This window comes from Mesorhizobium sp. L48C026A00 (assembly GCF_000502375.1).
Lineage (GTDB): Bacteria > Pseudomonadota > Alphaproteobacteria > Rhizobiales > Rhizobiaceae > Mesorhizobium > Mesorhizobium muleiense.
Genome location: NZ_AYWU01000036.1, coordinates 17657 through 43016, shown reverse-complemented (window position 1 = coordinate 43016; position 25360 = coordinate 17657). Strand labels below are relative to the sequence as shown.

Here is a 25360-nt window from a genome sequence, read left to right as displayed (position 1 = left end):
TCACCGAGCTGGACGCGGGAAACCCATATTTGGGAGGGCGAAAACGCCGACCCCCAAGAAGCAAGGCCTGCGAAAGACGTCAAAATGCCGGAGACCCTGAGAAGCTCGGTAGCGCAGTGGTTGACCTCAACACGTCGAATAGAGAAGTGTCTCTATTCGACTCGCATAGGCGTTGTCGCATAACGGCCCGCCTTTATGCATAACCAGAACGCATGGGAATTCGCGATGGCAAGCCTAGCTTTGGAATCATTCATTGACGAGACTGTGCGGCTGTCCGGGCAGAACGGATATCGCCCAACCACATTCATCGGGATGCGCCAGCGACACGGAACAGTCAAAGCGATTTCGCGCCTAATGGGAAGCGGAGACGTTCAAAGCGGGTTCAAGAGGCTCCAGGAGCTTCGCGGCCCTCGTCTTCGCCAGAAGGGTCAGCAGATCGCCTGCATCACCTACACGGAAATCGCGGTGGGAGAGATCTGGGGCGATGTCGGCAATGCGCCGCTCTTTTATGTCTCGACCATCCACAGTTCCTTTGGAACATCATCCGGCCCTTCACCAACGACATTCGCGAATGGATCCGGGGCCGTATCAACGAGAAGATCGATGATGCCAAGGAGAGGCTGGTGAAGCCCAGAACTCAGGCGGCGACAAAGCTAAGGCTCGAGGCGGACCTGGTCCGCTACGACCAACAGCTCAAGACCATAAAGACCATTAAACAGTTCACTTACGGCATCAGCAGCAACTACTCAGACGGCGTACTCGGACATGACGACGTTCTTAGGATCGGTCCAGCACTGATCAACGCGAGTGCCCTGATGCGTCGGCTCGTCGCAGACCGCTTCCCGTACCTGTTCGTCGACGAGAGTCAGGACATAGATCTGAAGGTTGTCGAGGCTTTTCGAAACGTCGCCGTCGAGCATACCGGCCGGTTCTGCCTCGGCTTCCTTGGCGACCCCTGCAGAAGATCTACCTTATGGGCGTCGGCGAAATTGAAAAGGAGGACGGTTGGGAGCCTATCACCAAGCCCGAGAACTTCCGTTGTCCGCGCCTCGTCCTGGACGTCGTCAACAGGATCAGGGCCAAAGGAGACGGCCTTGACCAGACTCGCGGCAAGATGGTCGAAGCGGACGGCGAACTCGTCTCAGTGCCAGGGACAGCGAGGATCTTCATCCTGCCGGCCGACATGCCCGTAGCGGCAACCTGAACCGTGTCCGCCAATGGCTCAGTGAGCAGAATGGCGACCAGAAATGGCTCGACCACTCCATTGAGGGAGTCAAGGTCATGGTTCTCGTTCACCGCATGGCAGAACAGAACATGGGTTTCCCCGACATCTACGCCGCACTTAATGATCATGGCTCAAGCAGCCTGAAGGACGGTTTGCTCGATGGATCCGCATGGGTGCTGCGCCCCTTCATTCAGTATGTCATGCCGATCGTGAGGGCGATAAAGACCGGCGGGGATTTCGCCGCCATGAGATTGCTACGAACCACGGCACCAGCGCTGCAGTCGGACAACCTCAAGCCCGACACCGCCCGTCAGATTCTCGACAAGTTGAAAGCCAACCTCGACGATCTCGTTGCGCTGTTCGACGATCCAAACACATCGACCCGCGATGTTCTGACGCTGCTCCTCAATCGAAACCTCTATCCCATCTACGAACGCCTCAAGTCTCGCCTAGAAGGCCTGCCTCCAGCCGCACCCGCCGACGAGGGAGCGGACGACGACGCAGCAGTGATCGCCTTCTTCGCCTGTCAGGCGAGCCAGATGTGGAACTACGAAAACTACGTGCTAAGGCAGTCGCCCTTCGACACGCACCTAGGCGTCAAGGGCGCCGAGTTCGATCGGGTCCTCGTGGTGCTTGACGACGAGGAAGCCAAATACACTCTATTCTCTTACGGGAAATTCTTCGGCATCACGCCGCTCTCTGAAACTGACAAGGCCAACATCGCCGAAGGCAAGGACTCCGTTCTCGATCGCACGACGCGTCTGTTTACGTATGCTGCTCCCGAGCCGTCAGCGACCTAGCGGTCGTCTTCTATGTGCCGGAGGACGAGCTCGTGGCAACGACGGAGCAGGCCAAGGAGTTCTTTCGAGCACAGGACATTTTCACGGCGGCTGGCCTGCCTTAGGCTGCGACTAAACGCTCGTGCCGGATTGCCGACGGTCGCTTAGGACGGTCGAAGCAGGCGACACAAGTGTCAGCATCGGCATATATGCCGCCGTTCTGCACGCACTCAGCCTGCTCGATGGCCTGAGCCAGATCGCCGACATCAGCAACGACAGGATCGGCCAGGCGCTAGATTAGCGTATGCCACGGCCCGCATCTCGTGGAGTGCGGTCAATGTCTCTATGCCTGTTGGTTGCATCCGCCGAATTGCGCAGGTGGCGGGTCTTAACTGGGACCAGAGATTCTTTGGCTGTCTTCTATCAAAATCAAACGACTTGGCTCCTTCAGATCGAACTCAATTACCCGTGGTACGAAAAGGCGTGCATATCGTGTAAAGGCGCTCGTCGGAGGAAACCGAATTACGGTATCGCAGCGCCCGAGAAGATACATCTCAACGAGGGCGGAAATTCCGCCGTCAATCCCAAGTGCTGCAGTGTGTAGGGGGCCATCTTGATCGGATCGGAAATGCTTGGGGACGGTGAGAAGATCGGGAAACCTGGCCGACAGATGATCCAGGATCTGCGCGCTGTCCGTGCACAAGAACAGCCGCACAGGTCTGGGGTGCGGTAACGCTTTAGCCTTATCAATCGCAGTGCACACTTGTCGAACGGCGAGCTCCGGATCGGCCCAGTAGGGCGCATGGTCCATGATGTCTTCACCGTTACCATGCCGAACATGAACCCCGATAATGCTGTGCCCCTCAAAACATTCTTGGTAAATGGCATCTATGCGTGTTTGAATTTCAGACCGAGGCTTGACACTCTGGAACACCTGCCGCTCGGCATCCTCATCGCACCGCCACATCAAACAAGCGTCACACACTACTGTGTTCGCTTCGACATCGTGTTCGGCCTGAAAGAGCTCGCCCAACTCGTCGCGCTCTTGGAAAATCTGCTCATCTGGGCGGTAAAGGCAGTCGATCGCTGGCCTATTCCACCACTCCGGGAAGAATGGACCCGGGAAGGAAAAGTCGTTGATCCGGTCGTCGCAAATAGCCGGTACGCCAGCGATGTCATTGATCGGTTGGAAGAACACCGGAAAGGCATTTGTGAAGGGTTGGTCGAGATAGCAGGACCCCCGCCAGTCGACGGCTAGCGTTCGTCCCGACCGCTGAGCGTAGCGCCATGCGGCCGCCAGCGACCACAGACAATCACCGAAGCCCGTACGCCTCTGAGAGACGACGAACCGGCGCTTTCCCAATCCACTAACCTGCATTTTCGGAAATCTCGTTTCAGAGACGAGGTTGCATCTGGCTTGGGATCTCTTAATCGATACTAGTCGACCGTTACGCCGGGCGATTTGGTAGAGGCTGCGCCGTGGGGCAGAAGAGCTCCCTCAGCACTGCCTATCCTTATCTCTGTGACGCTCGCAAATCTTGACGCCGGTACACTCGCTTCGGTTTAAATTCAGCGTTCTCTAATGCGCCCGGCGACATGTGTAAAATTGATTGCGTGGATGTGGCCCATCCATGTGTTGGATACTACGGCGTTCCTTGACGATGGGCCTCTGTTGACGTGGAGCCGCGCTTTGCTAAGCGAAACAGCCGGTCGAGGCAGTCCACAAAGTCCCTTTTTCAAGACCAATTCTTAACTGCCTCAACGTAAAATGGCATTTGCGGGGCGTTTCCTGAAGGACGGATGTGCAGGACCCGCCAGCCGTCGAATGTCAGGCGCAGGCCATCCACGTCATTTATGGCCATCATGCGTCCGGTCCCATCGAAAGATGCGACACGGCGCCCTCTGACGCTTTCAAGTGCGCCAACATGGCGCAACTCCTGCCGGATAGCTTTCGATCCGGCTGGACTGAGCGACTGGCACGCGATGCTGTGCGACGACGGCCGAGAGAGGAATTTTGGCGTCTGCAGCCATGTGAAGGATCGTTCCGACGGTTCTGCGGGTTCTCGGTGTCGGAGCCGACACCTGTGCGAACCCGCTTTCGTCCGTTTTCGAAAGGCCCTTGAGGTTCATGACTTGTTGTTCGCCGAGATCCCCCGCCAGCTCAGCGATCCAGGTGAAGACCGGCACGCTTGTCGATGCGGCGATCATCGCCTCGGCCAGCGAAGACGATGAAGACGGCCATTGGGTCAAGCACAAGGGCCGACCAGCGTTTCATTGCTTCAAAGCCCATGTCGATGCCTACGCCGATACGGCCCTTGTCGAGGAGATCGCCGTCACCGCGCCCACACCGAGGACGGCAAGGCCGTTCCTGATGCTCTGCCCGACAATCCCGGCGATGTGTTTCCCGACAGCGCCTACCGAGTCATCTCGGCGACGCGGTGCGCGCCAAGGGTGGAAGGCCGCGCATCGTCGCAACCGCTATGTGGGGGCGCGACGAGGCCGAAAGCTCGACGCCTGGAACCAACCGATCCACAGAATTGTAGTCGGATCGAGAAGATCTTCGGCACCTGTAAACGAAGCTGCGACCTTCGCCGGATGCGATGGCGAGGGCTGGCAAACACGGCCGTTCAAATTCGCCGCACTGCGATCGCCTACAGTATGAAACACAGTTTGATGGTCGCCTCGTCCCGCCCATCGTTGAAGCCCAGCCACCGTTTTCTGGCTAGCGCGCCCGAAATTCCATGGAGGTCAATACGTAATGCCCTATCCGCGCTTTTCGCCGCCGTCTCAGATGTGCAGCCGCCGACTGACACGAACTTTTGTCTTCGCGCGGAGCGAAACCTCGCACCCACGACTTTGTGCCGCCGATGGGGCCGCGCTGCCCAAACAATCCATTTTGTGGATGCACCTCATCCAAACAATCGATTTCACTGATCAAAACAATTTCCATTAGAAGACGCTGAAGCAGGCAATGATTAAGATTACTTGGTTAGCGCAAAAGAGCGGTAAGGTGGAGTTGTCGGCTTGGACCCACATGCCCGCCATTTTATCTGGGAACGGCTACGTGCCCTGCTGGCGCAGGGCAATACGATTCTACTGGCCACCCACTTCTGGAAGAAGCGGAGCGGCTATGCAACCGACTGTGCGAGCTTGAGAACGGATGTAGAATCCCAGAAGGGCGCCCTAACTCGCTGATTGATGAGCAAATCGGGTGCGACGTGATTGAAATCTATGTCGCTCACCCCGTGAGCTGAGTTCGGCACTCAGGCCGCATGTGCGACTTAGGCAGGTTAGCGGCGAGACTCTGTTTTGCTATGCCTCGAAGCAGGAGCAGGTGCGCTCGGCTGGCTGACACTGTCAATGACGAGCTCCGCGCCGCATCTGTCGAAATCCTACCATAGGGTATGGGGCGGGCACCAGTTTGCTGGCGGTGTGGCGAGCCGGAGTCGAAACTTCAACTTCAATAGAGCAGGAAGAAAATGGGCGAGAACAGGAAAGTTGCTCTGGTTACGGGCATAACGGGACAGGATGGTGCCTATCTCACGCGTCTTCTGCTGGAAAAAGGCTACATCGTTCATGGGATTAAGCGACGTTCCTCTTCCTTCAACACGGGTCGCATCGAAGACATCTACCAAGACCCGCACGATCCCGATCCGCGCCTAATTTTGCATTACGGTGACCTCACTGATGCGACTAATCTCATCCGAGTAGTTCAGGAATCCCAGCCAGACGAGATTTACAACTTGGCCGCTCAGAGCCATGTCCAGGTGTCGTTCGAAACGCCGGAATACACAGCAAACGCCGACGGTATCGGAACATTGCGACTTCTTGAGGCGATCCGCCTCCTCGGTCTGAAGGACAAGACCCGCTTCTATCAGGCCTCGACTTCAGAGCTCTACGGCCTCGTGCAATCCGTACCGCAGAACGAAACAACGCCCTTTTATCCGCGCAGCCCTTACGCCGCCGCCAAGCTCTACGCCTACTGGATCGTGGTCAACTATCGCGAGGCCTATGGTATCCATGCTTCCAACGGCATTCTCTTCAATCATGAAAGCCCACTGCGCGGTGAAACTTTTGTGACGCGCAAGATCACCCGCGCCGCCGCTGCTATCTACCTCGGCAAGCAGGACAAGCTTTATCTCGGCAATCTCGATGCTCAACGCGATTGGGGCCATGCGCGTGAGTACGTGCGTGGTATGTGGATGATGATGCAGCAGGATCAACCGGATGATTACGTGCTGGCGACGGGCAAGACGACCCCTGTCCGCCAATTCGTCGAATGGGTTTTCGAAGATGTCGGCGTCGAGCTCGAATGGCGTGGTGAGGGAGTCGACGAAAAGGGCTATGATGTCGAGACCGGCAGATGCCTAGTCCAGGTAGACCCACGCTACTTCCGCCCCACGGAAGTCGATCTTCTCCTGGGCGACGCCACCAAGGCGAAGGAGAAGCTCGGCTGGGTGCATGAAACATCCGTGCACGAGCTTGCCGCGGAAATGGTGCGGGAAGACCTCAAGGTCATGCAGACATCGGTGGTCATGAAGGAAGCATAATGTACGATATGAAGGGCAAAGCCGTGTGGGTCGCGGGCCACAAGCGTATGGTGGGCAGCGCTGTTGTACGCCGGCTCGCGTCTGAAGACTGCAAAATTATGGCCGCCCTGACGTTTCCCCCAAATTTTATCCAGTCGTGAGTTCGTTTCCGGGGGTGGATTTGCCCTGATGGGCGGTGGACGCGACGGGTGCTGGCGCGGAGCGTTTCACGTGCGCAGCGCGAGCGACCGTCGCGGGTTGAAGGTCGATGCAAATTCGTTGGGTGTCTGCCATCCGATGTGCGAGTGCGGACGCGCGCCGTTGTAACCGGCGCGCCATACATTGAGCCTCGCGCGGGCCTGGGCCAGGGACGTGAACCGCGTCTCGTTGAGGAGTTCATCGCGAAGGGGGCCGTTGAAGCTCTCGCGTTAGGGTCCTAGCCAACCTCTGACTGTGAACTCGCGGAAGCGATTTAGGGCAAGCGCACACAGCAGCTCGTCCACGGCGTTCGTACATGAAGTTTGGAAACTTATAATACTGGTACACACCTCCATGGCGGAACATTATCTCCAATATCTCAGCGATTACCGGACAGCTATCTGCCTTCACCTACCTCGGCCTAGTGCAGAATGTTGGCCGAATGAACTCGGCGCTCTTGCTGCACACCAATGGTCCGTCCCGCGCGAAGTGCGATCATACCGCCGCAGCTTACCTTCAAATCCGGCACTGGCGAGGATCTAGATCCAAGCCGACGGCGCCGGGGATCAAATAAAAAGCCACCGACCGAAGCCAGCGGGCTTGATTGGGATGGCCGCGCGGACGGTCAAGGCTGCGCCGGCCGACCATGGCGGAGGGACCACCTTGGTCAACGGCACGGACCGATGACGGCGTGCCGATGTACCACAACATGCGGCGAGATAGAGCCTTCCGACGTCGCGGAAAAAAGCCCGCCGGTTTTGAGCCAGCGGGCAAGTTCTGGAGTGGCTGAGATCAACCCAGCATCAGTCAACGACCGGCGGAAGGGTTGGTTGCAGTGGATGCCAGCTAGCCGCAGCATGCTGTGAATCGTAGCAATGTGAAAAACAAAACTCTGGACTTCTAGGTCGGACTCGCCCCAATATTTGTTTGGGGGAATTCACATGAAAATTGGAGCACTCATCGCAAGTGCAGCCCTGTGCGTCAGCGGCTGCTCTACGAGCGCTGTCGTGTCGGACAGCGATCTCACGGCAATGAATACCGTTGCGCTATGTCACGTTCTCGCCAGCAGCACGGACGAACAGTATCGTAGTCGGGTATCGGCCCTTCTAGTGCGCAGGCGCGCAACAGCAGAGAAGTGCACCAGGCTTGTGCAAACCGACAATGCTGTCGCGACAGGCATAGCGGTCGCGGCTGTCGGAGGCGCAGCTGTGGGTGTCGCTGCCAACAACGGCTATGGAGGCGGAACATATTACCGACCACCGCCACCACAAACCTATGGCGTCGCGTGGGACCAATTCTATGGCCAGAACTACAGCGTTATCTGGCGCTGCCGGGACCGGTCCACCGGGCGGTTCGTTGACGACTACTATTGCGCCGGCCTGCCCATGGTCGACAGCGCATGGCCGGGCTGGTCGGCGTAGCGGATGAGCAGGCCATACCGCAAATATCGATTCAATCGATGGCAGAGACCCACCGGTGCCAAGCTGTGGCGGCGCCAACTAGCGAGCGTGCCGGCAATGCTCGGTCTTACGGCAGCGGCGGCAGTGGCCGCCTTCCTGGCGCCGTCGGGCGCGCAACGTAGCGACGATCCATCAAAGGCCAGCCCACGAAGGGCGGCGCCCGCCTCGCTTACCGGTGTCGCTTCCGTCATTGACGGCGATACGATCGAAATCCACGGCCAGCGCGTCCGTTTCAACGGCATCGACGCGCCAGAGAGCCGGCAGCTGTGCCGCGATGCGAATGGCGCCGAGTATCCTTGCGGCCGGCGATCGGCCGAAGCGCTGGACACTTTCCTGGCCGCGTCGAGGCCGCTCGAATGCACATTCGTGACGTGGGACCGCTACCACCGCTTTGTCGGCGATTGTCGGCGCGCTGACGGCGCGGGCGTAGCCGCCTGGATGGTCGAGCACGGCCAGGCGCTGGATTGGCCTCGCTACAGCCAGGGCACCTATGCGGGGCAGCAGGCGCAAGCCCAAGCCTCAAAGATCGGCCTGTGGGCCGGGACGTTTCAGGCACCCTGGGAATGGCGCGCTGCGCACGCCGACGGCACGGCGCCGTCGAGTCGCCCGCTGGGCATCATCAGCCGTAAGCTGGTCGCGCAGAGCGGCTATTCTTGCGAGCCGCGGAGAACGTGCAAGCAGATCGGTTCCTGCGACGAAGCCAACTGGTACCTGCAAAACTGCTCATGGGGCGGAAAACTCGATCGCGACAAGGATGGGATCCCATGCGAAACACTCTGCTAGCTGAAATGTAACGGAGTAAGCGCGCTACGGCCTGTTCGGCTTTCCGCTTACACCGATCCAACGAAGACCATGCATGGGCGGCGCGGTCTGCTAACCCCATTTTTTTACGAGGTATTCTATATCTGAAGGGCAGAAAAAGTTGTTGCGGCAATAGAGAGAAGACGCCTTAACTAAGACTTTCAAAATCGTTAGCATAGTTATTTTTCAGTGTATGCTGACAGGCGATCAAGGCGTGATGTTGCCCTGTCGGGGGGTCGAGTAAAATGCAGACTGTGATGAGTCAAAAGCTGGCAAGCTATGGCCAGTGGACCTACCGTGGTGCCTGGGCCCTAGAGATTGCGGCCGCAGCGATTGGTCTTACGACAGGTGTAGCATTAGGCGTACAAGCGTTTTCTGCAAGCGAGTCTGTCACTGCAATGGATTTGACGCTCGCCAGTGCACCCTTTCTCATGGTGGCAATCGCGGAGCTCACCAAGATACCGATAGCTACACTGCTTTTCAGCGCGTCTTGGCTCTGGAAGCCCGTAATCTTGGTCTTCCTCCTGGTTCTTGCAGGCATCACTTTCGAAACTGTCTTTATGGGGATGGAGAGGGCAGGCGCATTGCGTCAGCTGCGTTATGAGGAGCTCGTAAACAAGATTGATGCCCTTGAGCAGGAAGCGACAAAGCTCGCCTCTGCTGACGAACTTGGTCGAAAAGCCGATCAGGTCGATCAAGCCCGTTCCGAAATTGAGCAGATGACCTCTCTTGCGGAAAAATCGCGTGCGACCTTTCAGTCGCAAATTGCCGAGGCCAATGCGGAATTGGAGGGAACGACAGCCCTTACTCCAGAGGCCTCGCGTGGTCGCGATCAAGTGGATGAGAAAAACGCGGTTCGATCGGCGCTAATTCAACAGCGTGATCGCGAAGTTAAAGACGCTGTCGATCAGTTCGAGCGCCAACGCGACAGCTTTGTTGAACGTATCAAGATGGCGCGCGATTCAGGCGACAGCGACTCGGCACGCAGGCTAGAATCGGAAGTGGCTAAACTTGCCAACCCTCGCACTAAAATTATTACCAAGTTCGGCACTCAGATTGAGCCGCTTGATCAAGAGATTGCTGCGCTGCGCGAAAATTTCGATCGTTTGCGGGCAAACAGCCCTCCTATGACTACTGACCAGAGGCAGAAGCTTGTCGATAGGCGTTCGTCTCTGGAGCAAACGCGCGATAGTGATGCCGCGGCTTGGCAGCGTCGATTAGATGAAGCGGGCAAACGGCTCGCAGATGCCCAGGCGGCAGAAGCCAACAAGGCAAACACCTCGGCGCAAAACCAGGTCAGACAGGACCAGATTGCCAAAGCCCTCAGCGCCTTTGCCAAGGAGCGGATCCCAATGGCGCGGACAGATCAGGTCCGCCGTATTGCCTCACGGTGGTACGGCAGCAAACCTGAACTGGTGACTGAGGCACAGGCCGGAATAATCTCTGTGATTTGGTTCGGCTCGCTCGCGCTCATCGCCGCGCTCGCAGGACCAATTACGGCAATGGTCGCTCTAGCGCTCCAGCGCATTGCCGCCCGAGAAGAGGACAATTCAGAGAGCAAGACTTCCAGGCTGCTCCGCAGAATGCTTCTGAGTTGGCGGTGGCGCCGAATTCGAACGATTAAGGTACCAGTCGAAGTTATGGTCGAGAAAGAGGTTGAGAAGCGGGTTGAGGTGCCTGTGGAAAAGGTGGTCAAAGAGATCCTCTATGTTCCGCTCTTCACCGATGATCCCGAAGTCCTTCGCAAGGCCCTCGACCAGGATTTGCCGCCTGAGGTCTCAGACCTCGTGACGGTATCAATGAAGGGTCGCAAAAGTGCTCGTCCGGCATAACACGACCCTGCTTGAGCAAGCCGTCGATCTCGCCGTCAAAAGGTCAGCGATTCCAACCTTGCAGGCTCAAGCCGCGGCCCAAGAGAAGACAGCCCGAGCGACCGCCTTTCGCCGAATGGCGACTGGCGGAGCCATTGCAGTGGCGGCGGTCGGGATTGGGCTAGGCATCAATCTTGGTCTATGGGACAAAACCTTGCCGGAGCCGGCGGCTTTGCCGACCATAGAGCAGCCAAGCGATCTCACCTCCCCAAAAGATGAGCCGCCTATTCCTATTCCAACTCCAAAGCCAACTCAGGAGCAGGCGCCCCAGGCTGACGTCCCTACCAAGCCTGACGTGGTGACCGTCGACTTCAACAAGTTCGCCACCAAGAACGTCGAATTCCAAGGCACCACTTGGGAGTTGATCACAGGTCACCACTTCAAGGATGAGAACGACCAAACCTGGGACCGAGCGTGGTGTTACTCTCGGCGGAGTGTGAACGGCGTAGACGTAAATGTATCATTGGCAGCTCGTTTTGCCCCGACAGCGCCACCAGCCGGGCCTGGCGCTGCTGCTCAGACGCTTCAGTTGGTCGGTCTTAATGATTCATCCGCCGTCGATCTTGCAACAAGATGCGCGTGGCTGGATGGTCGCACATTTGGGTCTTCAGACATCATTCCTGACCCGTCACGAGAGCAGGCCGCAACTGTCCGCGCAGAAACTCCTGCGACAGAGGTCGATCCAGATAGTGGATTTGTTGTTGTGTCCGGGTGGGACGCGATCGGAAACGACCTGCCGGATATGCCAATTAGGAACGTGAGTTCTGAGCAGTGTCAAACCGCCTGCGATACCGACTTCAGGTGTCTAGCGGTTACTTATAACACAAAATTTCGAGCTTGTTTCATGAAAGGGGACGCTTCGCTACTGGTTAAAAGCGAAGAGTCGATCATGGCCGCAAAAAAAGTGGTCGAGAGCAATTTGCGCTACTCGAATTTGGTGTTCGCCACAAAAACGGAAATTTCTGGCAATGCTTATTGGACCTCTCCGCTCCGATATCCCGACTGCATACTGCAATGTGCAAACGACAAATCTTGCGTAGGGTTCAATTTCCGCAAAAAAGAAAGTGCGTGTGTCCTTTTCAACAGCATAACCCAATCCGCTGATAACGCAGCGGTCGCATCTGGCATCAAGAGCGTCGCCAACTAAAGTTGAAGCAAAGCACCTATCCTCAAGGAGCGATTGAAGCCAAGCCGCTTGTCCAAGAAAGTGGCTAGCAAAATTCCACGATAACCTTTGGTTTAGCGGCAGGAATGTTCTTCGACGACGCTCTAGCAGAATGCAAAGTGGACTGAGGCATCTCAGAGAAAGAATTGACGTCGGCGCATTGCGGGACCGTCTGACTGAATGTCAAAAATGGGGCCGTGACCGGACTGTCTGCTCTTGGGCAGCATTGAGCGGGTAGCTGCCATTCGGCAGCCGACGCCGTTCCAGCGTTTGCAGGTCAATCTTGAGATAAAGCCGTCAATGAAGTGCGATTGAGTGACGGCACTTCCAACCGCATCGTCATCTTCCAGGCCGTCCAGCCGCACCTTAAGGCCCGCGGCGCCCACACGATCTGAAGGTTAAGATGCGGAATGTCGAGAAAATCCTTCGCAGGAATGTCTACGGATGGTTCGTGCGGTCGGAACGGGGCCTGAGACATCGCTCTCGCTGGGCATCACGCGTTTGAAAACTTGAAGAGTCAGGGCTGAGCGTCGCCTCGCCTCTTGATCTCATACGTCGATCTTCATCTCGACTCCTTCGCCGAAGAAGCATTCGTGGCCAAAGGCATCGCGCATGGCCTGTGAATCCCAGACCTCAGTATATGGTGTCCGATAGTTGAAATAGAAATGCAGTTCCTTAGGACCGTATTGAATCAGCCTCGCGACCGCTTCCGGGTTCGGGTGTCGGTTTCGAGCGCCACTGGTCGAAATCGCGATGCGCTTAGCTGCCATGGCCCTTACCAGCGGGATGGTCGTGTTCGCCTTGCTTCGGTGATGCGAGAGCTTCACCAGGTGAAGCTCCTCGGTGTCGAGCTTCCGCAACCTTTCCAAGAGATCCGACGGGAGGGCATCCGCAGCCAACAGGACTCGTCGGCCCTCGAATTCGGCGACGAATGCAATGCTCGATCCGTTCGGGACGGTTCTGTCCTCCACATCCGGCGCGTCCGCCAGCGCCGCGACGTTTCCAGGGACGGTCACGAGCTTCGGGCCAAGGATCTCAAGCCCGGCTGGGACTGGATCGGGATCGACAGGCAGGGTCTTGGACTGACGATACTCGATCCAGTCCGAGCGTAGCCGGGATAGCGCTTTCATCGTCGGTGTCAGGAGCGTTATCTTCATCCCGCCTACTACGTCAATAACTGGCAGTTTCGCTTCACGGATTGCCACCGCCTTGCCATTGAAGTCGGCGTTCCATGGCCATGCTCGTTTAAGAAGACCGTCCGAGAAGGCGTCTCCTTGTCTGGGCCCCATGATCTCCAGATCCGATAGCTGGTCGAAACCGTTGAACCAGACCTGCGCCACGGATCCTGGCAGGTCAGGATCCTCGATCAGGGGCAGTAGTCCTTCGATATGGTCGGCGTCGATGTGACTGAGGACGAGGAGATCGATGCGTTCACCGCGCGCGCGTATATCCTTCAGCGCCAGGACGATCGAAACGGCGTAGGTGGACCCACGTCCACCATCGATCAGGATATGATGCTGTCGATCCTCCGTCCCGTAATCCAGAAGAAGACAGTCGCCGTCATCGGCAGGCAGCATCCTGACGCGGAACATGACATCACTTTCAATGACGTGGGAACTGAAGTGTCGTGAAGGCCTCGCTGATCTCGCATCGAGAACTCATCGAGCGGACGCGGCCCAACATCTGCTTTGCTTCGGCATCGTCAGCCGAGAAGATCGTGAAGATGTCGCGCAGGTGACTGAACCCGACAGTGAAGAACGGCAGCCCGCGGTTAAAGGCTTCCTTGGCAAGTTGAAGGATTTCGGACCGCGTATCGCTGGAGACCGGGCCATCCATCAGCGTGCAGGCTCGGATGATCGCACCGTCGGGCATCCACGGAAAGAAATTCATCAAGTTGGGCGCCCAGTTCCGCCAGCGTTCGATGTGCTTCCTGTCCGCCGTCGCCAGGCTCACATAGGCGGCCGCGCATGCCGCCAGGGGATTGGAACGCTTGTCCCGGATGGCATGAACGATCGTGTTGTCATCCGAGAACATTGCGACCGATGCCGCTGCGGCCGAAAGCCTGCCCGCTTTGAGATACTCGAGCAACGCATCCAGTCTAGAGTCGCGTACGGTGACGCCGAGATGATTACTTACCCGCTCGAACCTGACTTCAACCGAAGCCCCGGGAGATTGGGTCGCGCCGGACAACCAGGCCAGCGGCAGAACTCCGAGGCTCTCCCCGCGATCGTGACGCACACGAACCCACCAACGTTCGAACTGCGACCCGAAGTAGTCGCCGTCGCCGGCACTGATGGACAAAGCATTGGTGCCAGCATCGAAACTCACGTCCAAGCCGTGCCCAATTTCTCCGTCAACTTCGACGATGCGGTCATGTACGTCGATCCAGGACACGAAGGACGGGGTTTCTGTGCATATATCCAACGTCTCCATCGGTTCGTCGTCGAATCCGGAAGTGAACGCGGGCTGCAACTCGAAGGGGTCGTACTCCTTGCTGAGATCTACCCTGTACATTCCGAGGCGGTACCGGGTGTCGGCGGTCGCGCGCGACATTGGCGGCCTCAATTCCACCGGAGTTTCGGAGGCTTCTTCCACGTTTGCCCTGTATTGCAGGATTTGTCCGGATGGGAGCCAGGCCTGTAGCCTGTAGGTTCCCGCATCGACTTCAACGGAGAGGCCGTGAGGAGACGTAGGGACGAGGACCGACCAAGCGTTCGCTTCGCCATCGCTTTCGGAGACCGCTCTCTCGATCCGGACAGCGATACCCGACGGCAAATCCCGGATGCCTTCACCACGGGCGAAGTAGAGTTTCAACGTGCCCTTCATGGCACGGCCCCAGCTTGTATCGTCAGGGTGTAGACCGTCTCCGGCGGAGCGACCATCACCACTTCGGCTGCGTGATTGTAGGCAGCACCCTGCTTGAAGGCGGCTGCGACCATGTGCTCGCGCAGAGGCACGACACACGACCATTCCTCGATCGGATTCGCGGGATCGTGGGTCAAGCTCGCCGAGATGCCCGTCGCACAGCGCGCCTTCATGTTGTCCAGGTGTCCCCAGGCTTCGGCGCGATCGAGAGAGATATGGAGCGGTACGTCCACTTTCGCGGGTTTGGAAATCTTGAAGAACTGGCCACGCGATCTCTCCGGGACCTGTATCACGGAGTGCTTTTGCGCGGCCCTTGACACATATGCTCCCAACGCCTGTTCCAGGCCACTCGTGCCAACATGCCATTGCAGATGAGGTTGTGCACCTCCGCCGCGCAGGGCGCGAAGCAACGCTTCGGTGAACAGACTAACCCCATCCGTCGTCCCATAAGCCACGGCGAATTCGGTGGAAGCATGATGGACGCTTTGGAGAGCCAGCTTTCGCCCGGTTCCGGTGGGGTCAACGGCGGAAACCAGCCCTACACCCCGGTGCTCGCCGGCGAGTTCGACGGATGTCTTCTCCGTTGTCCGGCAGGCGTCGATAAGGAACAGCTGCTTTCCGGGGACCATCGTTCGCATTCCACCGAGGAAGTCTTCAAGGTTTACGGAAGTCGCGTATTTATCGAATGACCGGGCCCCGAAATCCTGGAGGAAAAGCAGGGGGTCCGATGAAGATACACCATGCCCTGCGAAGAAGAATACCACCATATTGTCAGGAGACTTCGCAGAACGGCCGAGCCAGCCGTCGATCGCAGCGGTGACGCTCCCGATCGTCGCGGTCGGAGGTACCTTCGGCTTGCTCAGGTTCCCGGGAAAGCTGAACGGCGTAGGCGAAGGATCCGAGATCAAAAGCGAGAGGCTTTGAAGGGGAGTGTCGGCGTTCTCGAACTCCGTCAGAAACCATTCGGCGAGGGCGCGCGCCGACTTGGCAGGCGACGCCAGCTGCCCCATGTCATTGGCGAGGTCCGGTTTCTCGTCGGTGCCTCCCATCAGATGATCGTAAGCGGAGACGCCGATCAGCAGGACGTGAGTTCCGGGACCGTCTGGCGCGGGACCCTCGAATACGAGTGCAGCATCGGTCATGGTCGAGACCATACTTGGGCAGCGCTCATACGTTTGTCGAAACGATGATCGCGTGGGCCGGCACGTTGGCCATCGCCTCAGTGTAAAGGTCGACGTCGGCGTGCGCCGTGCGTAGCGAGATGACTAGGCTGAACGGTGTGGAACGTCGACACTCGGGCGAACTGCGATCAGCCCACCAGCCTTTGACTGGATAGACACATACGCCGCCGCGGACCGCCAGCTCGTGCGCAGGCCCCGTCCATATGTTGTTATGAACGGTACCTATGTCGCTGCGGCGCCAATCCATGAACCAACGACCGTCATCGAGGTTCGGGACCTCAATTTCGTCGTCATCCAGTTCGACGAGTTGATTCAATCGACTTTGAGCAGTTGTGGCAGTGTCGTCGGGCTGGTTGAATCGGAACCGCAACCTGTGCGACGCGTACCGATCCTTCCTAGCGCGTTTGTCCGCCAAAGGGTCGGGTTCGATGAAATACGATAGGGTGCAGGCAAGCCTGACTTCGGCATTGCCGATCCGTTCGAGTTCACGTTTTGGCCACGGAAGGTCGAAATACTTCATTTCCTTGAGGCCGCATCGACCGTCTCGCGTTTCGAACGGGGTGATCTCGTCTTCAATGACGAGAGTAAGCGAGTTGCTGTCGCTTTCCTGAATGAGCCGCTCGTCCGGAACTCCCCAGCCGAACGTGTCGAGTACCCGCTTTCGTTCCTCGGAGCCGCCCTCTGCCTGCCGTTGCATCGCTGGTGTCCAGGATGCGCCGTTCACGATCAGGCCTCGGACGCTTTCCGAGCGCATCTGAGGATATCGGGAAAGTAGACGGGTCGCGAGACCGGCGACCCCGGCTGTCGCTGCACTGGTTTCGCCTGTGAGATCCAACTCCTCCCCGGCTGCCCGCCCCGTCGTCAAAACGCGTGTATCGGCGGAACCACGCGACGTCTTCTTGCCGGGATCGAAGATGTGGTTGCCACCTTCGAAAACCACGTCCGGCTTGTTGGAGGTGCGGTACTTGTTGTCCCACTTCTGGCTGGTGCGCGAGACCGGGCAAAGGTCGCCCTTCGGCGCAACCGGCGTGCCGACGCTGATGTCCTTGTCCGTATAGGCGCCTACCGACAACGCATTGACTGCCTGCCCAGGAGATTGAACCGGGAAATCCGCGTTGCGCCCGTCGTAATGAGCTACCTGATAAGGCGTCTCCCGGCTCAAGGGAACATTGCCGGCCGCCACGCAGAAAAGCCTCGACCGAACCCCGTCGTTCCATGCCAGCTTGTCGACGGCAGCCGAAGTGGCGCTCTGCCGTCCGCTCTCGTCCTCGCCAGGAATCGTCGCCGATAGCGAGAAGACACGCTCCACTCCGGAATCACGCTCCACCAGTTTGACCGCCTCCTGGATCGCGTCGCGCGGAACGATCAGGTTCGTGGAAGACAACGGTCGGAAAACCTTGACGGACTCCAACGCGGTCGTCAGGACGATCGGCGCGCGAGAGGTAGCCGCCGCCTCGAGGTTCGGGAACAATGCCACACCCGCCATCGCGGTGCCGTGGCCGCTCTTGTCGTCCGTTCCCCAATCCGCATCCACGGTTTTGAGGTTGGCCGGAGATATCGAGGCCCGCAGCAACGGGTTGGCTGCATATACGCCCGAGTCTAGGATCACGGTACGAGGTGCGCCGGCAGGGGCGGGAACGATCCGTTGAGCGACCGCATTCGAAATCGCCTTGCGTGCGTCCCCGTCCCCGCGTCGGTAATCGTGCACGAAATGGGACGAGGGACGGAACTCGATGACAGCTCCCGTGGAGTCCAGCAGTGCCTGCATCTGGACCGCGTTCAGGGTCATGTCAACGACGATGCTGTCCGTGAACTTTGTAGGATTCCCGATGGTGGAAATCCCCAGCCGTTCGGCCACCCGATAAAAGTAAGTCGCCCTGTCGGAACGGATCCAAGTTTCGACGGACTCGGACTTCCTCTTGGGCATGTCGTCGATAGGTCCGGTCCAGACGTCTTCCAGCAAAGCGGGCTTGAATTCCGACGTGCTTTCGAACAGCTGAAAGCGTGTGGGTTTCTTCTTCGAGCTGACGTTCGAATGGCGCGTTTCGAAGGCTGAGTACTTGTCGATCTGGTTCGAGATCGTCTCCAGGCTGTTCCTGGTCACGAACAGTTTCGCTGAGGCAGGCGCGTCATCGTACGCCGACGTAACGGACAGCAGGCTGACGCCCGGGCTGGAGGCCTTCATTTCGCCGACCCAGAGCTTCTGGGCTCCGAAGCCCGTGGCGGTGATTACCACCCCTTGCTTGTTCTTGGGAATTCCCGCTTCCTCCTGCGCGGGAGTATGCTCCGCCAGACGGTCAGCTATCTTTGCGAAATTCGCTTTCAGGGCACGGGCATGGCCTGCCCGATCCGGAATGGTCGCCGGATCTTTCTTTGTCCGTCCGCTGCGATGAGGTCGAAACGGAGTCGCGTCCAAGGTAAGGTTTCGTAGATGAAGATGAGGTTGAAGCGGCATCTATTCAAATCTTTAAAGTGATTCTCTGCCTCAAGAATACACCTGATACCACCCTTAGTTCGAGTGGATTTGCATCCTTCCCTCGAGTGCCCACAACAATTCTTCGGTCGTCAGCTTTCCGTCATTTTCGAGCACGGCTTTTCGCGCTGCATCCACAGCGGCCGCCGCGAGATCTGCCTGTGACAGAGCACTGGCATGCTTCTCGATGGATTCCCAATCGACCGAACCCGCATCGAACGCCAGGATGTTGTTTCGAATGACCTGGCGCGCTTCGTCACCCGTGGGCAGCTCGTATCGAAAAGCGCTGTCGAACCGCCGGAAGACGGCGCGATCCAGAAGGGAACTGTGGTTGGTCGCCGCGATGATGATGCTGTGCGACTGGTCGCGGTCCACGAGTTGCAGGAACGAATTCAGCAGACGCCGGGCCTCCCCGATATCGTTCTCGTGCGCCCGACTTGCCGCGATCGCATCGATTTCGTCGAAGAAATAGACGCCCCGAACGCCAGTCATGGATTCGAAGATTAATCGCAGCTTGGACGCGGAGGCGCCCATGAACTTGGTGATGACGCCATCGAGTTGAACGGTGAAGAGGGGAAGTCCAAGCTCGGAAGCGATCCCATGAGCGGTCATCGACTTTCCTGTGCCGGGCGGGCCGACGAAAAGAAGTTTGCGGCGCGGCTTCAGGCCGTAAGTTTCGAGCTCGACAAGTCGCTTGTGCTCGTCGACGATGCGGTCGATACCATCACGCAAATCCCGGCGCAGAACGACGTCCGGAAGCAGGATGTCCGGATATGTGACATCGAGGAGTTCGGCGAGGTCGCCCCGGGGCTTCGCCAATTGGATCGTGCGCGAGGTCTTTTCGCTACGCGCGGCAGTCACGAACTTATGCAGGGACTCTGCGAATTTGCCTCGCCCGGCCTTTTCGGCCTCTTGCGCGATCTGCTCCGCGATCGACAGAAAACGAACGCCATCGCCGGCGATATGGCTCTGAACCATTCCCAATACCTGTCGAGAAGTCGTCATGCGTTACCCCTTCTGCGTTTTGGCTTCGCGCATCAATACATCGAGCTGCTTGAGCAGATCGTTAAGCTTTTGGGACATCGGCAACATCTGTCCCATAATTTCTATTTCCCGGTCCTTTTTAGCTTTGATTACAATCGCCGACGGGGACGTGTCCACGGTCTTCAGCCAACGGGCCACTGCTTCGCGGGATGGCTGCGATACGGTGCCTTCAGATAGAAGTCGATGAAGCGTTGATTTGGGAACGCCCGCTGCTGCGCTTACGTCTCTGACCGATAGGCTGCGTTCACGACTGGCAGTCGCCACCGCGGCGGCCAGCGCATGATCAATGCTATTTTTGGGACGACCCACCATGTCCCATTAATACGCTTTCAATGGTTTCGGTCAAGCGGCGGCGCGCAGCCAACGGGAACGCGGCCGATTACGCGCTAGCTGTCAGGAGCAGACGAGCATGCCCGACGCGTTGAACAACTTAAAAGCACGGTATCGTTGATGAAGCTCGTGATAGCGTTTGCAAGCTGCTCGGGTGCCTCAAGTGCAACGTAGTGTCCTGCCTTGATTGAAGCCCCGGAGTTCGTTCGAACTCACCCTCCTGACCGTTGCGACCGTGAAGTCGGGGCGGGGATAGGCACGGGCGAATTCATCAAGATCGATCTCGACCGACGGCCAGCGGCACACGGTAGCTAGCCTTGGCCCTCAGCATAGCAAACGCTGCCGGAGATGGCATCTGCCTTCGGACGGGTACCTGGATACTGGTTCTCGAAGAGAGATTTCAACAGGGAGAGCTTCGCCTTCGTGCTTCACAACGCGAACGCCCAGGACCAGAAATTCCCGAGGAAGATCGGCGCGGGCGCATGGTTCGAAAACTGGGCCGCACCTCGGCATGAGATCACGGAACAGTCGTTCCGGATCCAACTCAGCTGGGGACGAGTTCGTCAAATCCCCGTCGACGTCGAACATGCCAGGAGACAGCGAAAACCTCAGCAAGCGCAAAAGCTGCGAAGTGCTATCGCCCTCCGTTAAAACTCCGACAGACGTAGGAAATGTCGGCTTTCAGGAAGCGATGTGGTCTGTCGCTACGGCCGACATGAGGCGCAGAGCCGGCATTGGTTCGGGGCAGATCAGCTCGTCTATTGTGCCCTGTGTTTCGGCTTGCCGCCGGCAAATTGCTTCAATGCATTTGCCCGCCTAGAAAGGTGCCCCCTCGGACTCACTGGTCGCTGTCACTTATTCGGACCCTGAAATTGGCTGCCGCCGCGATTTCTCTGACTTGTCGACGACAGGGAGCCCTTCCTTTCTGGCCTTGGCAAACGCTCGATCGCTCTCCAGGAACTCCGCCAGCATGAACGGGATGAGTTCCGCTACCGTTTCGGACTCGCCATAGGTCTGACGATAAAGCGCCGCATAGTCCTTCAGTGCTTGGTTCAGGTCTGCACTTACGCTTATAGTGATCTTCGAAGGTGTCCGATCCGGAAGTTTGCCGAGTTTCAGATTGGTCATGATGACTCCAGTCATTTCGGGTACGGCCGCAGCACAAGATCCTTGTGCACGATGACGCGCAGTGGCCAACCGGGCCGGACAGTGATGGTGGGTTGGATATTGAGGTTCTTCTCGGTGATGCGCTGGCCAGCTCGACTGACGTTCTGCTGAGCGGATTCGCGGATTGCTTTGACCAGGTCGCTTTCGTCTTCCCCGAGGCTCAGCTCGGTGCCGACCCCTACCAACGTGGCCAGCGCAACGCCTTTGATCAGCTGCCAGGTGTGGAAATCCACCTTGTCCTCAAGCCCGGCATAGCCGGCGGTGTCCGTCGCCGGCAGATTGTCGATTTCGATCGAAGAGCCGTCGGGCAGCAGTATCCGTTGCCAGACCAGCAGCGCGCGCCTTTGTCCAAAGGCGACTACGCTGTCATAGGTGCCAATCAGGCGAGAGCCTTGCGGAATGAGCAAGGTGCTGCCGGTGACTGTGTCGTGCACATTCTCGGTGACCTGTGCGACGACAAGGCCGGGCAAGTCGGAATTGATGCCAGTGATCAGGCTCGCTGCGATGACGCTGCCAGCCATCAGCTGATACGGCGAAGCCGGCGTCTGCAGTGCATGCAGATGTAGATTCCACTTGTGTTCCGCTGGCTGACAAAATCGAGCTTGCGCTGTTGATTGTTTTGGTCGCCCTCGGCCGGTGCTACGGAAGCTGAATCGCGTGCGGCACCGGATTGTGGAGCCGTTGCCTCAAAGGGTGGACGCCCGCCCTGCCCGTTGCCGGCGGCATCCGCTTGCCGGGGTCGATTTTCGATCCGGAAGAAGACTTGCGATTCGCGCGCCTCGATCGCCTGCTGTGCAAGGCGCTGCTCCTCCGCCGAAACCTCCTGGCCCGGCGCGATGCCCAGCTGGCGTTGGTGCTCAAGGATGGGGCGGCCAAGGTCGCCGGGCAGCGGTGGTCCAAGCACCGGAGGCTTGGGCTTGATCCCGGAATAGTCCTTAGGCAGCCTTTCAATTGCCTCCGCGGTTGGCTTCCGCTCAGTGTTGTAAAGCTCTTCAGCCTGCTCTTTGATGCGCAGCGCCGGTCCCTGCAGCGCCATCATGGTGACGCCTAGAACGGTGCCGGAACCAACAGCAGCAATGGCGACAATAATGCCGCGCTTGAAGCGCACAGCGCGGCGAGGCGAGGCCCGCAGCTGCAGCTGTTCTGGATCGAGTTTGGGTGGAGCATCGGAGCGGGAAGTATCCGTCATGGGCCGTCCCTCACCTGCTGGAACGCGAAAAGAGCAATATCCGCCGCGGCGCTTGCCTGCCGTCGGTCCTCGTGATGCGCACCACCTGCTGCTGCTTGGCCCCGAGGCGCAGTTCGGCCGCGGCGAAGAGGCGATCGACGATGTAATAGTTGCCCCGTATGCGGTAGTTGACGAGCTGGTTGTCCCCGTCAGCACCGACGATGAAGAGCGGCGGGGCCTCGCCCTGATCGATGCGGCGCGGGAACTCGATGAAGACCTTGCTGCCATCATCGAACGCGCGCGTCGGCCTCCAGGGTGGCATGTCGCCGGTAATCGAATAGCGGAAGCGAATATTTTCGAGAGCCACATTCGACGCCACCGGCATAGCGGCCTCGGCCTGCGCATTCCGCCCGCGTAGCGCGATGATCTGGTCCTCGCTGTAGGTCCAGGAGATGGCCGCCATGGCGGTCTTCTCCGTGCTTTGAAGCTGCAGGTGATAGCTTCTCCGGTCCGTCGTGATCACCAGATTGGTGGCAAGTCCTGGCGCGAAGGGCTTCACCAGCACATGGGTGCGCTGGTCATCGCCGGAGCCACTGACGGTGTCGCCAATTACCCAGCGCACTGTATCGCCGGCCGACACGGATTGGAGTTTCTCGCCTGACTGCAGAGCGATATCGCTGACGCGCTCCGGTGCGGCATAGAGCTGGTAGAGCGCGCCTTCGGCAAAGGGGTAAACCTGCACCGCATTCATATAGCCATATTTGGTGGGTTGCTGCGTCGCCGCCTTGTTGGCATCGGCGACACGTTCTTCAGGCGAGCGCCTGTCTTCAGCAGCCTTGCCCGGCTCGGGCTGCAACTGGCCGGGCAGCGGCAGCGGTTTCGGCACTTCCACGACTTTGACGGGCTTCTCCGGCGCCTTCTCGATGGCCGCCGGTTGGAACTTGGCAGCGTCATAGGAAATCTGAGGTGGCGGCACCGGCTTCGAGGCACAGGCGGAAATGACCGCAGCCGACGCCGACAGGATCAGCGCCGTGCGGAGCGACGAGAGTCTATTTATCATTGGCGGGCTCCTTTGGGGGAACGGAAGTTTGCGCGGCACTGTCGAGCTCGCGCGACCAGTCGATGGCGTTGATGAAGACGCCGAGCGGGTTTTTGCGCAGCTGATCGGTATTGTTCGGCGGCCGGATCACAAAGGTGAGGATCCCCGTCCAACGCGTTGTGCTGGCGAGGCTGCCGCGCTCAAAGACCTGCTCGGTCCATTTGACTTGAAAGGAGCTGTCGGACGCTCGAACCACGCTCGTCACCTGCACCGAGACGCTGCGCGTGCCGATCTTGCCGAACGGGTCATTGGCCTGAGCGTACTCGTTGAGAAAGAGGGCTGCACGGTCGGTGGCAAAGTCGTAGGCCGATAGCCAACTCTGCCGCACCAGCACCGGATCAGTTGAGACGGAGCGGACATTCTGGATGAAGCGGCCGAGATGCCAGGCGATCTGGGCATCGGTGGGCTCGTAGTCCCGGATTGCCGGGGCGACGGCGCGCGCCTCGCCGAAGCGGTCGACCTCGACGACGTAAGGCACGACACGGCTTTGCATCGACTGCCAAACGAGCCCGCCGGAGAGCCCGGTCGCCAAAGCAAGGCAGCCAAGAGCCATCAACCGCCAGTTCCTGGCCTGCACTCGAGATGAGCCGATGCGCTCGTCCCAGAGCTGGCCGGCCTTCTGATACGGCGTGACCGGCTCGGGCGTCTTGCCGTAACGTTGGATGGGTCGCTTGAAAAGCATCTAGTCGTCCTTGTCGCTGAGAGAGGGGTTGGCGCCGCTTCCACCCCGATCGCCATCACGCACGGCCTGCGTGGCGGCGTGGCGATGGGCGCGCGCGGTCTGTTCGGAACGCAAACGCCTTGCCCAGGCCGGCGCGGCATTGGCACCTGACGCGGCAGGGTTTCCGGTCATTGATGCGGTCGGCGTGCCGCCCGTCGCGGTCCAGGCGGCATCGCGGCCGGCATCGGCGCTGCGCCGGTATGGTTCTGTTGCAGATCGCATTCCCCGCATCGCGGCGCCGCTAGCTGCGCCGGCAACGCCCTGCAGTCCAGCAGCTACGCCGGAGAGGCCGGACTCGGGCGATGTTGCACGCCCCATCTGCCAAGCTGTGGAAGCAGCCGATCCCATGGCCGTGCCGGCTCGAACGGCGGCGAGACCGCTGCCGGTTGCCATGCGCGCGCCGGCAAGCGCCGCACCTCCGGCAACGAGCGTTGATCCGGCGGCCGCCGCGGTGGTTCCGAGTGCGGCTCCCGCGCCAAGCTGCGGCGCGCCCGAGACAAGACCCGAGGCAATTCCCGGCCCGAAAATGCCGAGCCCAAGCAGCGCCAACGCGCCCAGTACCTGTGACATGGCCGCGGCCAAGTCCGGCTCCTTGCCTTGCAGCGCGGAAGCGAACTCGCCGAATAGCGTGGAGCCGATGCCGACGATGACGGCAAGCACCATCACCTTAATGCCCGACGAGATCACATTGCCGAGCACGCGCTCGGCCAGAAACGCCGAGCGGTTCCAGAGCGCGAAGGGCACCAGAACAAAGCCGGCCAATGTGGTGAGTTTGAACTCCAGGATGGTGATAAAAAGCTGGATGGAAAGGATGAAGAAGGCGATGAGGACCAGGAACCAGGCGAGAAGCAGCACGAAGATGGTCAGCGCGTTGCCAAAGATCTCGGGGAATCCGACTAGCTGGCTCGCTTGATTGAGCAGCGGCCAGGCGCCCTCGAAGCCGGCCGCGGCAATGCGTCCTGGCCGCAGGAGACTGTCGGCGGACAAATTGCCGGACGAAGCGTTGATGCCGAGGCCGGCAAAGGAGCGGTAGATGATGTCGGCAAGGCTTCTGAAATTGTTCAGAATGAACGCGAAGGCGCCGACATAGAGCACCTTTCGGACGAGCCGACCGAGAATATTGGGTTCGCCGCCGAACGCCCAGACCAGGCCTGCCAGCGTGATGTCGATGCCGATCAGGATGGTGGTGAGAAAGGCGACGTCGCCCGAAAGCAGACCGAACCCGCTGTCGATATAGCGGATGAAGGTCTGCATAAAGCGATCGATGACGCCGAGGTCATTCAT

At 58.9% G+C, this 25360-nt stretch carries 19 protein-coding genes and 5 pseudogenes; 9 read left to right on the top strand and 15 right to left on the bottom strand.

Annotated elements, in window-relative coordinates; all coding sequences use genetic code 11:
• Positions 1–746: 746 nt before the first annotated feature.
• Positions 747–920, bottom strand: coding sequence for a hypothetical protein (locus tag X738_RS85455; RefSeq protein WP_156942734.1), 174 nt, complete (start codon positions 918–920; stop codon positions 747–749).
• A gap of 53 nt (positions 921–973) precedes the next feature.
• On the opposite strand from X738_RS85455, the gene X738_RS81345 reads away from it, so the two are divergent.
• Both X738_RS81345 and X738_RS81340 read left to right on the top strand, forming a co-directional pair.
• The gene (locus X738_RS81345) at positions 974–1204 is read left to right on the top strand and encodes a hypothetical protein (RefSeq protein ID WP_051407978.1); all 231 of its coding nucleotides are present in this window, start codon (positions 974–976) and stop codon (positions 1202–1204) included.
• Positions 1205–1281: 77 nt separating this feature from the next.
• The gene (locus X738_RS81340; RefSeq protein WP_051407977.1) at positions 1282–2025 is read left to right on the top strand and encodes a hypothetical protein; all 744 of its coding nucleotides are present in this window, start codon (positions 1282–1284) and stop codon (positions 2023–2025) included.
• Positions 2026–2392: 367 nt separating this feature from the next.
• Here the strand turns inward: X738_RS81340 and X738_RS76275 are convergent, their stop codons facing one another.
• Together X738_RS76275 and X738_RS85450 are read right to left on the bottom strand one after the other, a co-directional pair.
• On the bottom strand, positions 2393–3382 hold the full coding sequence (locus tag X738_RS76275) for a nodulation protein NodZ (RefSeq protein WP_023803262.1): 990 nt from the start codon (positions 3380–3382) through the stop codon (positions 2393–2395).
• Positions 3383–3915: 533 nt separating this feature from the next.
• A complete protein-coding gene (locus X738_RS85450; protein WP_156942733.1) occupies positions 3916–4212 on the bottom strand; it encodes a hypothetical protein in 297 nt (98 codons plus the stop codon).
• An 813-nt stretch (positions 4213–5025) separates the two neighbouring features.
• Here X738_RS85450 and X738_RS87805 point away from each other — a divergent pair.
• The 3 genes and pseudogenes from X738_RS87805 to X738_RS87800 form a co-directional block, all read left to right on the top strand.
• Positions 5026–5344, top strand: a pseudogene (locus X738_RS87805) (nodulation factor ABC transporter ATP-binding protein NodI); the annotation flags it as partial.
• Between the two features lie 139 nt (positions 5345–5483).
• Entirely contained in the window at positions 5484–6554 is a 1071-nt protein-coding gene (gene gmd / locus X738_RS76270; protein WP_023803260.1) for a GDP-mannose 4,6-dehydratase, read from the top strand.
• Positions 6554–6661, top strand: a pseudogene (locus X738_RS87800) (GDP-L-fucose synthase); the annotation flags it as partial. The gene gmd and the pseudogene X738_RS87800, both read left to right, overlap by 1 nt.
• Before the next feature lie 19 nt (positions 6662–6680).
• Here X738_RS87800 and X738_RS83705 read toward each other — a convergent pair.
• A pseudogene (locus tag X738_RS83705) lies at positions 6681–6958 on the bottom strand (integrase core domain-containing protein); the annotation flags it as partial.
• Between the two features lie 1317 nt (positions 6959–8275).
• Here X738_RS83705 and X738_RS83700 point away from each other — a divergent pair.
• The 3 genes from X738_RS83700 to X738_RS76250 all read left to right on the top strand — a co-directional run bounded on the left by X738_RS83700 (position 8276) and on the right by X738_RS76250 (position 12010).
• Entirely contained in the window at positions 8276–8974 is a 699-nt protein-coding gene (locus X738_RS83700; RefSeq protein WP_245277837.1) for a thermonuclease family protein, read from the top strand.
• A 275-nt stretch (positions 8975–9249) separates the two neighbouring features.
• Positions 9250–10824, top strand: a complete 1575-nt coding sequence (locus tag X738_RS76255) for a hypothetical protein (RefSeq protein ID WP_023803256.1) — start codon at positions 9250–9252, stop codon at positions 10822–10824.
• Positions 10808–12010, top strand: a complete 1203-nt coding sequence (locus X738_RS76250; RefSeq protein WP_023803255.1) for a PAN domain-containing protein — start codon at positions 10808–10810, stop codon at positions 12008–12010. Before X738_RS76255 ends, X738_RS76250 begins: the two co-directional genes overlap by 17 nt.
• 566 nt (positions 12011–12576) lie before the next feature.
• Here the strand turns inward: X738_RS76250 and X738_RS76245 are convergent.
• From X738_RS76245 to X738_RS87795, 5 genes are all read right to left on the bottom strand, one after another.
• Entirely contained in the window at positions 12577–13620 is a 1044-nt protein-coding gene (locus X738_RS76245; protein WP_023803254.1) for a ComEC/Rec2 family competence protein, read from the bottom strand.
• A 10-nt stretch (positions 13621–13630) separates the two neighbouring features.
• Positions 13631–14854, bottom strand: a complete 1224-nt coding sequence (locus X738_RS76240) for a hypothetical protein (protein ID WP_023803253.1) — start codon at positions 14852–14854, stop codon at positions 13631–13633.
• Complete coding sequence (locus X738_RS76235; protein WP_198032926.1) at positions 14851–16035, bottom strand: caspase family protein; 1185 nt, start codon at positions 16033–16035, stop codon at positions 14851–14853. The genes X738_RS76240 and X738_RS76235 overlap by 4 nt, the downstream gene beginning before the upstream one ends.
• Before the next feature lie 25 nt (positions 16036–16060).
• The gene (locus X738_RS76230; protein ID WP_198032925.1) at positions 16061–18490 is read right to left on the bottom strand and encodes a S8 family peptidase; all 2430 of its coding nucleotides are present in this window, start codon (positions 18488–18490) and stop codon (positions 16061–16063) included.
• Between the two features lie 93 nt (positions 18491–18583).
• Complete coding sequence (locus X738_RS87795) at positions 18584–19159, bottom strand: AAA family ATPase (RefSeq protein WP_245277839.1); 576 nt, start codon at positions 19157–19159, stop codon at positions 18584–18586.
• On the opposite strand from X738_RS87795, the gene X738_RS87790 reads away from it, so the two are divergent.
• Positions 19148–19768, top strand: coding sequence for a hypothetical protein (locus X738_RS87790; protein WP_245277841.1), 621 nt, complete (start codon positions 19148–19150; stop codon positions 19766–19768). The genes X738_RS87795 and X738_RS87790 overlap by 12 nt on opposite strands.
• Positions 19769–19801: 33 nt before the next feature.
• On the opposite strand, the pseudogene X738_RS89400 reads toward X738_RS87790, so the two are convergent.
• The 6 genes and pseudogenes from X738_RS89400 to trbL all read right to left on the bottom strand — a co-directional run.
• Positions 19802–19903 (bottom strand): annotated as a pseudogene (locus tag X738_RS89400) (hypothetical protein); the annotation flags it as partial.
• Positions 19904–20776: 873 nt separating this feature from the next.
• Positions 20777–21049 (bottom strand): DUF2274 domain-containing protein, encoded by a 273-nt coding sequence (locus X738_RS76215; RefSeq protein WP_023803247.1) that lies wholly within the window; start codon positions 21047–21049, stop codon positions 20777–20779.
• Positions 21050–21060: 11 nt separating this feature from the next.
• Positions 21061–22277, bottom strand: a pseudogene (locus X738_RS89830) (TrbI/VirB10 family protein).
• Positions 22278–22287: 10 nt separating this feature from the next.
• The gene (trbG, locus tag X738_RS76205; RefSeq protein ID WP_023803246.1) at positions 22288–23316 is read right to left on the bottom strand and encodes a P-type conjugative transfer protein TrbG; all 1029 of its coding nucleotides are present in this window, start codon (positions 23314–23316) and stop codon (positions 22288–22290) included.
• Complete coding sequence (gene trbF, locus X738_RS76200) at positions 23306–24037, bottom strand: conjugal transfer protein TrbF (protein ID WP_023803245.1); 732 nt, start codon at positions 24035–24037, stop codon at positions 23306–23308. The genes trbG and trbF overlap by 11 nt, the downstream gene beginning before the upstream one ends.
• Positions 24038–25360 carry a P-type conjugative transfer protein TrbL gene (trbL, locus tag X738_RS76195; protein ID WP_023803244.1) on the bottom strand — a complete coding sequence of 441 codons (1323 nt, stop codon included), beginning with the start codon at positions 25358–25360 and terminating at the stop codon, positions 24038–24040. It abuts the gene before it with no gap.